Here is a 12890-nt window from a genome sequence, read left to right as displayed (position 1 = left end):
CGCTTCTACGGTTTAAGCATTATAGAGAATTGATAGAGTTCAATTCCTGGAAAGCCTGCTGCAGGCGCGCCGCCATGCTGAGCTGGGCAGCGCGGATCCAGACGCGCGGGTCGTAGTATTTCTTGTTGGGCTTGTCGTCGCCGTCGGGATTGCCGATCTGGCCTTGCAGATAGCCCTCGTTGCTGCGGTAGAATTCCCGGACGCCGCTCCAGTAAGCCCATTGCGTATCCGTGTCGATGTTCATCTTGATCACGCCGTAGCTGATCGATTCCCTGATTTCTTCAGCGGATGAGCCTGAACCGCCGTGGAACACGAAGTTCAAGCTGTTGTGCGGCACGCTGAATTTTTCCGAGACGTATTTTTGCGAGTTAGCCAGAATTTTCGGCGTCAGTTTGACGTTGCCGGGCTTGTAAACGCCGTGCACGTTGCCGAACGAGGCTGCGATGGTAAAATTCGGGCTGATTTTGATCAGCTCTTCATAGGCATAGGCCACATCTTCAGGCTGCGTGTACAGCGCCGAATGATCCATGTCGGTGTTGTCGACGCCGTCTTCCTCGCCGCCGGTGCAGCCCAGTTCGATTTCGAGCGTCATGCCCATCTTGGCCATGCGGGTCAGGTAGCGGGCGCTGATTTCGATGTTTTCTTTCAGGCTTTCTTCGGACAGGTCCAGCATATGGGAGCTGAACAGCGGCTTGCCGGTTTCGGCAAAATGCTTTTCGCCGGCATCGAGCAGGCCGTCGATCCACGGCAGCAGTTTCTTGGCGGCATGGTCGGTATGCAGAATGACCGGCACGCCGTAGTATTCGGCGACCGTATGCACATGTTGGGCGCCGGAAATCGCACCCAGAATGTGGGATTGCTGGCCTTCCAGCTTGAGGCCCTTGCCGGCCACGAACTGGGCGCCGCCGTTCGAGAACTGGATGATGACGGCTGATTTGGCCTGCGCCGCCGCTTCCAGCACCGCATTGATCGAATCTGTGCTGATGACGTTGACAGCCGGCAGCGCGAAGTTGTTTTCCTTGGCGATCGCGAAGATCTTCTGGACATCGGCGCCGGTTACAACGCCGGGTTTCACTACGTCTAAAATTTTCTGTGACATATCTTGATCCTGGTTTGGATTGTTGTTGTATTCCTACGCTGATGCGTGAGGATGATGGAGCCATTTAAGCTTACGGTTCTGCTGAAATGTATATAAACAAAATATTGTCCGGCTTACAAATGATTCTGCAGTTATTCGAATGGGGATTTCCTCAGAAAAAATATGGAGATTAAGATCATTAAGCGTTAAAGCTGGGGTATTATAATGAAAAGCGAGAAAATTCGGCTAAATGCATAAGGTTTAGGAGTAGTTTGTGAACGTAACGCTTAGGCAACTGAAAGTGTTTGAAATGGTGGCTCGGCATTTGAGCTTCACGCGTGCGGCGGAGGAGCTTTTCCTGACGCAGCCGGCGGTATCGATGCAAATCAAACAGTTCGAAGATGCGGCTGGGCTGGCCTTGTTCGAGCGGCTGGGGCGCAAGATCTATTTGACCGAAGCCGGCGAGGAGATGTATCGCCTGAGCAAGGATATCATCGCCAAGATGTCCGAAGCCGATCTGATTCTGGATGAAATCAAGGGCTCAGAAGGCGGCCGCCTGCTGGTTTCTGTCGCCAGTACGGTACAGTATTTTGCGATCCGCCTGCTGGCCGGTTTCTGCAAGCAGTATCCGAAGGTCAACGTCAATCTGAAAGTGACCAACCATAAGGGCCTGATTCAGCTGCTGGAAAATAATGAAACGGATATCGTGCTGATGGGCAAGCCGCCGGAAGGGCTGGATCTGGTGTCCGAGCCTTTGCTGGAAAATCCGCTGGTCGTGATTGCGCCGCCCAATCACCATTTAAAAGATAAAAAAGGCATTTCGCTGGCCGAGTTGAGAAACGAAACTTTTCTGATGCGCGAACAAGGTTCAGGCACCCGAACCTCAACGGAGCGGTTCTTTGCCGAAAACGGCATGAAGATTTCGGCCAATATGGAGCTGAACAATAATGGCGCCATCAAGCTCGGCGTAGAGGAAGGGCTGGGGTTGGGCGTTGTGTCTCAGCATACGATTGACAGCGAAGTCAGGGCAGGGCGGTTGATCATTCTGGACGTGCAGTTCTTTCCGCTGGTCAGAACCTGGTACATGGTGCGCCGCGAAGGCAAGCGGCTGTCGGCCGTCGGCACGGCCTTTGAAAATTTCGTGCGCCAGGAAAAGTTCCGTTTTGTAAGGCTTCCTTAAGGCCGTATTTGTGCCCGGACCTTCCGGGCACAAAGCTATTTTACGGGACCAGGCCCTGTCCGACCGTAACCACTTTCAAGGCGTTGGTACCGCCTTGCACGCCGGTCAGATCGCCTTTGGTAATGATGAACTTGTCGCCATCCTTGACGTTCAGGTATTTTCTCAATTGATCGACGATTTTGCGGTTTACCTCGGCATGATCCTGCGCTTCATGCGTGAAATAAACCGGAAAAACCCCACGGTACAGCGTTACCCGGCCCAGGGTTTTCTGGTAGCCGCTGAAGGCGAAAATAGGAATGCCCGAGCTGATCCTGGACATCCACAATGCCGTAGAGCCGGATTCTGTCAAGGCGGCGATGCCGGAGATCTTGGTATGATTGGCCATATACATGGCGGACATGGCGATCGCTTCATCGACGCGCTCAAACTGGATATTGACCCGGTGATCGGAGACACGGACGACGGGCTGTTTCTCCGCCTCTATGCAGATGCGATGCATCGCCTCGACGGCTTTGACCGGATATTTTCCGGAGGCGGTTTCGGCCGACAGCATGATCGCATCGGTGCCGTCATAAACGGCGTTGGCCACGTCGAAGACCTCGGCGCGCGTCGGGATCGGATTTTCTATCATCGACTCCATCATTTGAGTGGCCGTAATCGCGACGCGGTTCAGTTCCCTTGTGCGTTTGATCATGTGCTTCTGCACGGCGGGCAAATTGGCATCGCCTATTTCGACGCCGAGGTCGCCGCGGGCCACCATGATGGCATCGGAAGCCAGAATGATGGCATCGACTCCCTTCAGTGCTTCGGCGCGTTCGACCTTGGCCACGATGCCGGCTTCGCTGCCGGCTTCGCGCAACAAGCGGCGAGCTTCGTGCAGGTCATCGGCCGAGCGCGGGAACGAGATGGCGACATAGTCGGCACCTATCTCGGCAATCGTTTTGATGTCTTCCTTGTCCTTATCCGTCAAGGCCGCCGCCGAAAGCCCGCCGCCCTGCAGGTTGATGCCCTTGTTGTTGGACAGCACGCCGCCGACGACCACGGTGCAGTTGACGCGCATGTTTTCGACGTTGACCACATCCAGCACAATACGCCCGTCATCGAGCAGCAGCCGGCTGCCGGGCTTGACTTCCCGGGCCAGCGGTTCATAGGTAATGCCGACCTGGGCATGATCGCCCTCATTTTCATCCAGATTGATGTCCAGCGCGAAATTCTGGCCTTCATTCAGGAATACGCTGCGGTTTTTAAAGCGGGCGATGCGGATTTTCGGGCCCTGAAGATCAGCCAGAATGCCTACGAGCCTGCCGGTTCTCTGGCTGAGTTCGCGTACGGCATTGGCCCGGTTGATATGATCCTGAGCCGAGCCGTGCGAGAAGTTCAGGCGCACGACATCGACGCCGGCATGAAACAAGCCTTCCAGAACGCCGGGTTGATCGGTTGCAGGCCCCAGTGTGGCTAAAATCTTGGTTCGTCTCAGCATTTGTTTATTTTGCATTGAATAAAGCAATGGAAGTATCCAGCATGCGGTTTGAGAAGCCCCATTCGTTGTCGTACCAGGACAGAACTTTGACGAAATTGCCGTTCATGACCTTGGTTGAGGGTGCTTCATAAATCGAGGAAGCCGGGTTGTGGTTGAAATCGATCGACACCAGCGGTTTGGTGTTGATTTCCAGAATGCCTTTTAAAGGGCCGGCCGCGGCGGCTCTCAGAATGTCATCGATTTCTTCCTTGCTGGTGTTTCTGGAAGCCAGGAAGGTCAGGTCCACGACGGATACGTTAATGGTCGGCACGCGCATGGCGAAGCCGTCCAGCTTGCCGGCCAGTTCAGGCAGCACCAATCCTACGGCCGCGGCGGCGCCGGTCTTGGTCGGAATCATCGATTGCGTGGCAGAGCGGGCGCGGCGCAGATCGCTATGGTAAACGTCGGTCAGAACCTGGTCATTGGTATAGGAATGAATCGTGGTCATCAAGCCGCTTTGAATGCCTAAGGCATCATGCAAAGGCTTGACCAGCGGTGCCAGGCAGTTGGTGGTGCATGAGGCGTTGGAGATGACGGTATCCGATGCTTTCAGCACGTTATGGTTGACGCCATACACGACTGTGGCATCAACGTCATTACCGCCGGGCGCTGAAATGATGACTTTTTTGGCGCCGGCATTGATATGGGCTGAGGCTTTGGCTTTGCTGGTAAACAAACCGGTGCATTCGTGCACGACATCAATGCCCAGATCGCCCCACGGCAATTTTGACGGATCCCGTTCCGAGAATACTCTGATTTTGTCGCCGTTAATGACGATATAGTCGCCATCGACGGCGACTTCAAATGGAAATTTTCCATGCACCGAGTCGTATTGAGTCAGGTGCGCATTGGTTTCGCTGTCGCCCAAATCATTGATTGCAACAATTTGGATTTCGTCGGTACGGCCTGATTCGTATAAGGCGCGCACGACATTCCGGCCGATACGACCATAACCATTGATTGCGACTTTAATTGGCATAGAATTTCTCCATATAGATGTTTGAAAGGCTAATTGAAACGGATATGCCGAAGCCCCGTAGTTTCAGCGACTATACCAAAAGCCTAGGCGGTTAGTCCATTGATGCCGGTCTTAGGTTGCTGCGGTGTAAGACATCTGCATACCTGTCCGCAATCACTATGCATTAAAATCAGCCATTTAGGATCCGGTTAAAAATAGCTTTCTGATTTGCCGATGAAATCAGCACTTATGTAGAGGCGAATTCATCCGCCTGGGCGACCTTAAGTCCCCCCACTTTTAACTCAGATAATGAACAGTTTTAATTGTTCCAGACTGTCGATATGAAATTCGGAAGTCGGCCGAATCAATACCGATGATGATAAGTTCCAAGGTTTGGTCCGAGGAAAGGGCGTTGATTCAGCAGTCGCTGAAGGCGGACATTAATATGAAGCGCCTTTCAATAAGGATTGCCTCCGGACATCCGGTGAAAGCCGCGGAGAGGTGGGAGACAGGTCCAGGTTCTATATTGAGGCACAGCATAAGGTGTAAAGCCCGATAAGGCTTTACACCTTCGAGACGGACGTTATTAAGCTGCCGGCAGGTTTTGCCGCGCGGTTTGAATAGCCTGTTTGACGGTTTCAGGCGCTGTGCCGCCGATATGCTTGCGGGCCGCGACCGAGCCTTCCAGTGTCAGCACCTTAAACACATCGTCTGTAATCGCCGTTGAAAACTGTTGCAGTTCCGCCAGTGAAAGCTCAGACAGATCGCGGTTGCTGTCAAGGCCCAGCCGTACGGCTTGTCCTACCACTTCATGCGCATCGCGGAAAGCCATGCCTTTGCGGACCAGGTAATCGGCCAGATCGGTGGCCGTGGCAAAGCCGCGTTTGGCCGAATCGTACATGTTCTGCCGTTTGGCGATGATGTGCGGCACCATGTCGGCAAAGGCGCGCAGGCAGTTGATCAAGGTATCGACCGTATCGAACAGCGGTTCCTTGTCTTCCTGGTTGTCCTTGTTGTAAGCCAGCGGCTGGCTCTTCATCAGCATCAGCAGTGACATCAGATGACCGGTCACCCGTCCGGATTTGCCGCGCACCAGTTCGGGCACATCCGGGTTTTTCTTTTGCGGCATGATCGACGAACCGGTGCAGAAGGCATCGGGAATATCGATGAAGTTGAACTGCGCGCTGGACCACAGGATCAGTTCTTCGGAAAAACGCGACAAATGCATCATGATCAGGCTGCCGGCGGCCGTGAATTCGATGGCGAAATCGCGGTCGCTGACCGAATCGAGCGAATTGGCCGACGGACGGCTGAAGCCGAGCAGGTCGGACGTCATCTGCCGGTCGATCGGGTAACTGGTGCCGGCCAATGCGGCGGCGCCCAGGGGCATGATGTTGAGGCGTTTTTTGCAGTCCTGCAGCCTTTCGTAGTCACGGCTCAGCATTTCAAACCAGGCCATCAGGTGATGGCCGAACGTGACCGGCTGGGCGACCTGCAGGTGCGTGAAGCCGGGCATGATCGTGTCGGCTTCTTTTTCGGCCAGGTCGAGAATGGCCGTCTGCAGGCGTTTGAGCTGGCCGCTGATGCTGCCGATCTCGCTGCGCAGATACAGGCGAATATCGGTCGCCACCTGGTCGTTGCGCGAGCGGCCCGTATGCAGTTTCTTGCCGGCGATGCCGATCATGTCGGTCAGCCGCGCTTCGATGTTCATGTGCACATCTTCCTGCTTGATCGACCAGGCAAAATTGCCGTCCCTGATTTCCTGTCCGATTTGGGTCAGGCCGCCGATGATGTCGTCGCGTTCCTGCTCAGTCAGGATGCCGATCTTGCAGAGCATGGTGGCATGCGCGATGGAGCCTTGAATGTCCTGCTCCGCCATGCGCTTGTCAAAATCCACCGAAGCGGTGAATACCTCGACGAAGGCATCGGTCGCTTCGGCAAAGCGGGCACTGGAAAGTTTGTTGGAATTAACTGTGGTCATGGCGATTTTTTAATGCGATTAACGGAAAATCCCGAATTATACAACTAAACTGTGGGTTATGAATTTAAAAGCAGAGAAGATTTTTTTGCCGGATTTTTGCTCAGTCAGGATGCTGCTGGCCGTGTTTTTCCTGGCCGAGTTGCTGGCGTTTTTACTGACATTGGCAGCCGATACATCGGCATTGGGGTTTTTATCCGAATTCGGCATCCGATCGTTGCTCGCGCTGTGGATTGCCTTGATGAGCGCGGCCTGTTTGTGCCTATTAAGGAAAAAGCTGGCGCGCGGCAACGATTTCATCGCGGGATTGGCGGCATTTGGCATTATTCAGCTGATCAGCGTCCTGGTTTGCTGGCTGGTCGTGGAGGCGTTGCCGAATGCGGGCCTTTTATTGCCTTTGGTAGAGCCGGTGCAAAAGGCCGGGTTTTACTGGCGCACGCTAGGCATTAGCAGTCTGATGTCATTGGCGATCCTGCGCTATCTGTTTGTCCTGCATCAATGGCGGCAACAGGTCGAAGCACAGGCTACCGCCAGTCTGGATGCGCTGCAGTCAAGGATGAGGCCGCATTTCCTGTTCAACAGTTTGAACACCATTGCCAGTTTGACCCGGATCGATCCCAAATTGGCCGAGGAACTGGTGGAGGATCTTGCAGAGCTGATTCGCGCCAGCATGCTGGTCGACCATGCCCGTTTGGTGCGGCTGGACGAGGAAATCAAGCTGGTGAATCTGTATCTGGCGATCGAGTTTCATCGGCTGGACGAGCGCCTGAAAGTCAGCTGGGATATTGACGATGTGCCCCAAGACGCCCTGTTGCCGCCGCTGAGCCTGCAGCCGCTGGTTGAGAACGCGATTTATCATGGTGTGGAGCCCGATCCGAATGGCGGTGAAATCGTTATCAAGGGCACCAGAAGCATCGGCGGAATTGTGCTGTCGGTGAGCAACACGCTGCCGCCTGAGGGAAGCCATCGCCAGCGCAAAGGCAACCAGGTTGCGATGGCCAATCTGGCAGCCAGGATAGCAGGCTGTTTCGAGGGCAACGGCCGTCTCGACCGGTATATAAAAGAAGGTAATTATCACGTGGATATAATGATTCCTTATCAGGCCACATCATGAAAGTTTTAATCGCCGATGATGAAAAACTGGCCAGGTTGCGGTTGAAAAGTCTGCTCAATGAACTGAATGAGGATATTCAGATCGTTGCGGAGGCCGAAAACGGCCGTGTAGCCCTGCAAAAATGGCAGCAGACAGGGGCGGATATTTTGCTGCTGGATATCAGAATGCCGGACATGGACGGGCTGGACGTGGCGCGGGAGCTGGCAAGGACGCAATCGCCGCCGGCCATTATTTTCACGACCGCTTATGATGAGCATGCCTTGCAGGCTTTTGACGCGAATGCGGTCGATTATTTGTTGAAGCCGATACGCAAGGAGCGCTTGCTGAATGCGCTCCAAAAAGCGCAGGTGTTCAATCGTGCAAAATGGGACGGCCTGATGCAATGGCTGCCCGAGAGACCTGCACGCTCTCATCTCTGCGTGCAGGTGCAGGCAGATTTGCACCTGATTCCGGTTAAAGACATTGTGTTTTTTCAGGCCGATCAAAAATACGTCATCATCAAAACGCTACAGAAAGCCTATTTGCTCGACGAGTCGTTGAAAGCGCTGGAAGACGAGTTCAGCGGATTGTTTATCCGCATACACCGTAATGCGCTGGTTTCCTTGCTGCATATTGAAGAGCTGGAGAAAAAACCGGACGGGCAATTGCTGGTCAAATGTCAGGGCGCTGACGAGAGATTGGCAGTCAGCCGCAGGCTGGCTGCGAAAGTGCGCACTTGTCTTAAAGAATTTAAGCACAATAAGGCACCATTGCGTTAAATGGAGTTACAATGCGTTTTTTATATTCAAAATAGAAGGGTTTATTTTGGCTGAAAAAATTATTCGTATAGCCACGCGCAGAAGTCCTCTGGCGCTATGGCAGGCAGAACATGTCGCCGAACGCCTGGAGCGGGCTTTTCCTGGCTTGAAAACCGAACTGGTTAAAATGACTACGCGCGGCGATAAAATCCTGGATGCGCCTTTGGCCAAGGTGGGCGGCAAAGGGTTGTTCGTCAAGGAACTGGAACAGGGCATGCTGGAAGGGACGGCCGATATCGCCGTGCATTCGATGAAAGATGTGCCTGTGGAGTTTCCGGAAGGGTTGCATCTGGCCGCCATTTTAACGCGCGAAGATCCAACCGATGCCTTCGTATCGAACCGCTATGCATCATTAGAAGAATTGCCGCCCGATGCCCGGATCGGCACGTCCAGCTTGCGCCGGCAATGCCAGATAAAAGAAAGATTCCCCGAAGCGGAAATCCTGTCGCTGAGAGGCAACGTCAATACGCGATTGGCCAGGCTCGATGCCGATGAATTTGACGCCATTATTTTAGCTTCAGCAGGGCTGAAGCGATTGGGCATGGCCGGGCGTATTACAGAAAGCCTCGATCCCGGCATCAGCCTGCCGGCCATAGGTCAAGGCGCTATCGGCATAGAATGCCGGGTGGATGATGTTGAAGTCAATGCGATGCTGAGCGCCTTGCATGACCAGGCCACCAGTATTTGCGTCAGCGCCGAAAGAGCGATGAACGCGCGCTTGAATGGCGGGTGCCAGGTACCGATTGCCGGCTTTGCGCAATTGCAGGGCAATCAGCTGGTCATGCGCGGATTGGTCGGCAGCCCTGACGGCACGGTGATTTTTCGCACTGCGCAGTCAGGCACTCCTGACCAGGCCGAGGCAATTGGACGCTCGATCGCGGAAGATTTATTGGCCTGTGGCGCAGATAAAATTCTGCAAGCGTTGTTTCATTGAGCAGCGGTTTGAACGGTGCGCGGGTTCTAGTCACGCGGCCGGCGCATCAGGCAGAAAATCTAAGCCGCTTGATTCAGGCGCGCGGCGGCGAGGCCGTTCGGTTTCCCGTGCTCGATATTGTTGCGCGCGACAATATTGACGAGGTTCAGGATGCGCTGAAAAACCTCGACAAATTCCAATGGGTTGTTTTTATTAGCCCAAATGCAGTAAATTTTGCACTGAAAGCGAATAATGGCAAAATAGATCGATTAAAGGCTGTGCGATTTGCCGCAGTGGGGCGAGCAACCGCTCAGGCATTGGAAGCCGCCGGACTGACTGTCGATGCAGTGCCTGAACAGGGTTATACCAGTGAAGCATTGTTGGCCATGCCGCAAATACAACAGATAAAAGGGCAGTCCTGCTTGATCGTGCGAGGGGAAGGCGGACGAGAGGAACTGGCCAATACGCTGCGCAGTCGAGGGGCGGATGTTCAGTATCTGGAAGTGTACAAAAGGACAATTCCCAGCATTGACAACTCGCAAGTAGTCCAATTACTTACCCAGCACCGGTTGGATGTCATTACTGTAACCAGCGGTGAAGCGCTACAAAATTTATTGATCATGCTGGGCGAAGAAAATCATCGGCTGTTATTGCCTATACCCCTGGTGGTGGTGAGCGATAGGATCGGGCAATTAGCTGCCGGGATGGGTTTTAAGCGAATTGCCGTGACGGAAAGTCCTGCTGATACAGCAATTCTTGATACAGTAACAATAGTATGTAATGGGGAATAGTGTGGCCGAATTGAGTGAAAAACAGGAACAGAATGTGGGCGAGAGTAATAAAGTTCACCGGTCTCGTAGCGGGTTCTGGTTTGGCATCATTACTTTGCTCATTATTATCGCATTGGCAGGCGCTGGATTCTTCCTTTTTACCCAATTGCGCGAAGAACAGGCCAGCTTAGACAGTGAAGTCAACAAGGGTGACATGCAGTTGCTCGAATTATCGAAGCAGATCAGCGGTTATCAGTCGCAACTGGCCTCTGTGCAGTCGCAATTGGCCACTCTGGAAGCCAGTATTGCCGGCAAAGACACGCATTTTACCAAAACGCTCGAGGACTTTTCCCGTTTACATAATGAGAAACTCGACAGTACCCGCAAAGAGTTAAACACAGCCATACAGCAGGTGCAGCGGCAGCTCAGCAAGACGCGCGGCGACTGGCTGATTGCCGATGCCGAATATCTGCTCAGTACAGCCAACGAACGTTTGCATCTGATAGGCGATGTAAACACAGCGCGCCAGGCATTGGAGGCGGCTGACCAGCGCTTACGGGAGAGCGGCGATGCGGCAGTATTTAAAGTGCGTGAACAGATCGTCAAGGATATCGCTGCTCTCAACAGAGTCGAGGAGCCTGATATTGTCGGTATGTATTCCGCAATTCAGACGCAGGCCAGCCAGATTGACAATCTGACTTTATTTCTGCCGTATGCCGGAAAGACGCCGACACCGCCAAAAGCCCCTGAAAAGCCGGCGGGTGAATCCCAGGAAGGACTGGATCTGATTGATTCAGCGCTGAGCGGATTGGAAGAATATGTCACGATCCGGCATACCGAGCAGCCGATCAAGGCGACATTAACCCAGGAGGAAGCTCAATTTATTAAAGAGCAGTTGAGACTAAAGCTGGAATCGGCCAAAGTTGCACTGGTTCAGCGTAATGAAACGCTTTATCAGGCAGGTCTGGCGGATGCAAAAAAATGGGCCGAACAACATTTCATGCAGGATGCACAGACGAAAAGCTTTATTGCCGAGCTGGATAGAATGAAGAGTATCCAGATCCATAGCCAGTATCCAGACATCAGTCTGTCTTTGAAGATGCTCAGGGACATTGTCAAACTCAGGCTGGAAACAGATAAAGCCATGCCTTCGCCAGAGCCTGCAGCGGAGCCCAAGTCCAAGCAAGAGCCTCAGCCCAAGCAAGAGTCGGAACCGGCAGTAGCACCGGCTCCGACACCTGAATCTGCACCTGCTGCGCAATAACAAGAGAGTCTGCGATGAAGAAAACCATATTTTTCTTTTTAGGGGCTTTTTTACTTGCGATTGCGGCCGCTTTTTTAGTCAATCAATGGCTGAGCAGCTTTGAAAGTCCCGGTTATGTACTGATTGGCATTGGCCAGTGGTCCGTTGAGACTTCATTGGTTGTTTTTGCAGTCAGCCTGATCATGGGATTTTTTATCTTCTATCTGTTTTTCAGATTCCTGGGATGGCTGCTCAGATTGCCCGAGCAAATCAAAGCGCGCGGAAAAAGCGTTAAATTCAACCGTTCTCAGGAAGCTTTGATTGCAGGATTGGTGGATTCAGCCGAAGGCAATTGGGAAAGAGCCGAAAAAGTGCTGATTAAACACGCATCGCATAGCGGCGCGCCATTGCTGCACTACTTGACAGCTGCGAAGGCCGCTCAATCGCGCGGCGCGATTGATAAAAGAGACGAATACCTTAGAAAAGCTGCGGATCAGGCACCCGGTTCCGATATCGCGATCGGCTTGACTCAAGCGGAGCTGAACCTGTCAGGAAACCAGTTTGACCAAGCCCTGGAAACGCTGACTCGATTGCACTCCATAGATCCGACTCATGCCAGCGTGCTGAAATTACTGCACCAGACTTATCAGCATATCGGCGACTGGGAAGGGATACGAAAGCTGATTCCGTCATTGCACAATAATAAAATTCTGATGGAAGCCGAGATAAAATTGCTGGAAACAGAAGCATTCAGCAAACTGTTAAAGCAGGCGGCCGAAAATGGCAATATCAATGAAATTGAATCGCTCTGGTCGGAAATTCCGGGTTATATAAAAAGCGTGCATGGCGTCTCGGCCATTTATTTTGCCGCGATGATCGGGGCCGGTGTCGGCGCCAAGGTTGAAGATGAGCTGGCTAAGACTTTATCGGCAAACTGGGATCAGACTCTTTTGGTCCTGTTTGGCAGTATACAGTCGGCCGATCCCGCCAGGCAGCTTGAAACGGCTGAGCAATGGCTCACTTCGCATGCCGGCGATGCAGTGCTGCTGTCAATCATAGGTAAATTAAGCCTGAAATGCGGCGATGCCGGAAAAGCCGAAAGATATTTCAACCACAGCATTAGTGTCGAGCCGACTGTGCTGGCTTATCAGTTGCTGGGTGATTTGCTGTCTGCACGCGGCGATAAGGATAAAGCCAGTGAGTGCTATAAATCCGGACTGGAGCTGGCCTCCAGCGAAATCGTCAGCCGGATCGATACCATATCCTAATAAAAACATGGCAATCCGGGCGCCCATAATTCAGGAGCGCCGGATTGCCAATTCTTTCTCGGGAAAAGGCAT

11 protein-coding genes are annotated in these 12890 nt (G+C 53.1%); 7 read left to right on the top strand and 4 right to left on the bottom strand.

What is annotated here, in order from left to right:
• Positions 1-19: 19 nt before the first annotated feature.
• Positions 20-1099 carry a class II fructose-bisphosphate aldolase gene (gene fbaA, locus V2P20_RS08690; RefSeq protein ID WP_331817810.1) on the bottom strand — a complete coding sequence of 360 codons (1080 nt, stop codon included), beginning with the start codon at positions 1097-1099 and terminating at the stop codon, positions 20-22.
• Positions 1100-1352: 253 nt separating this feature from the next.
• Between fbaA and V2P20_RS08685 the strand changes: the two genes are divergently transcribed.
• The gene (locus tag V2P20_RS08685) at positions 1353-2258 is read left to right on the top strand and encodes a LysR family transcriptional regulator (RefSeq protein WP_194969243.1); all 906 of its coding nucleotides are present in this window, start codon (positions 1353-1355) and stop codon (positions 2256-2258) included.
• Positions 2259-2298: 40 nt separating this feature from the next.
• On the opposite strand, the gene pyk is transcribed toward V2P20_RS08685, so the two are convergent.
• The 3 genes from pyk to argH all read right to left on the bottom strand — a co-directional run bounded on the left by pyk (position 2299) and on the right by argH (position 6716).
• Entirely contained in the window at positions 2299-3738 is a 1440-nt protein-coding gene (gene pyk / locus V2P20_RS08680; protein WP_194969242.1) for a pyruvate kinase, read from the bottom strand.
• A 4-nt stretch (positions 3739-3742) separates the two neighbouring features.
• A complete protein-coding gene (gap, locus tag V2P20_RS08675) occupies positions 3743-4756 on the bottom strand; it encodes a type I glyceraldehyde-3-phosphate dehydrogenase (RefSeq protein WP_331817809.1) in 1014 nt (337 codons plus the stop codon).
• A 565-nt stretch (positions 4757-5321) separates the two neighbouring features.
• Entirely contained in the window at positions 5322-6716 is a 1395-nt protein-coding gene (gene argH / locus V2P20_RS08670; RefSeq protein ID WP_331817808.1) for an argininosuccinate lyase, read from the bottom strand.
• A 58-nt stretch (positions 6717-6774) separates the two neighbouring features.
• On the opposite strand from argH, the gene V2P20_RS08665 reads away from it, so the two are divergent.
• The 6 genes from V2P20_RS08665 to V2P20_RS08640 all read left to right on the top strand — a co-directional run bounded on the left by V2P20_RS08665 (position 6775) and on the right by V2P20_RS08640 (position 12818).
• Positions 6775-7827: a histidine kinase gene (locus V2P20_RS08665; protein ID WP_194969239.1), complete on the top strand. Its 1053-nt coding sequence runs from the start codon at positions 6775-6777 to the stop codon at positions 7825-7827.
• The gene (locus tag V2P20_RS08660; RefSeq protein ID WP_331817807.1) at positions 7824-8585 is read left to right on the top strand and encodes a LytTR family DNA-binding domain-containing protein; all 762 of its coding nucleotides are present in this window, start codon (positions 7824-7826) and stop codon (positions 8583-8585) included. Before V2P20_RS08665 ends, V2P20_RS08660 begins: the two co-directional genes overlap by 4 nt.
• A gap of 46 nt (positions 8586-8631) precedes the next feature.
• Positions 8632-9558, top strand: coding sequence for a hydroxymethylbilane synthase (hemC, locus tag V2P20_RS08655; protein ID WP_331817806.1), 927 nt, complete (start codon positions 8632-8634; stop codon positions 9556-9558).
• Positions 9559-9626: 68 nt separating this feature from the next.
• Positions 9627-10328: a uroporphyrinogen-III synthase gene (locus V2P20_RS08650; protein WP_331817805.1), complete on the top strand. Its 702-nt coding sequence runs from the start codon at positions 9627-9629 to the stop codon at positions 10326-10328.
• Between the two features lies 1 nt (position 10329).
• A complete protein-coding gene (locus tag V2P20_RS08645; RefSeq protein WP_331817804.1) occupies positions 10330-11571 on the top strand; it encodes a uroporphyrinogen-III C-methyltransferase in 1242 nt (413 codons plus the stop codon).
• A gap of 14 nt (positions 11572-11585) precedes the next feature.
• Positions 11586-12818 carry a heme biosynthesis HemY N-terminal domain-containing protein gene (locus V2P20_RS08640; protein WP_194969234.1) on the top strand — a complete coding sequence of 411 codons (1233 nt, stop codon included), beginning with the start codon at positions 11586-11588 and terminating at the stop codon, positions 12816-12818.
• The last annotated feature ends 72 nt before the right edge of the window (positions 12819-12890 follow it).

The organism is Methylobacter sp. Wu1 (assembly GCF_036553575.1).
GTDB lineage: Bacteria > Pseudomonadota > Gammaproteobacteria > Methylococcales > Methylomonadaceae > Methylobacter.
Note: the sequence above shows the minus strand (reverse complement) of the source record. Positions and strands in the feature narration are given on the sequence as shown.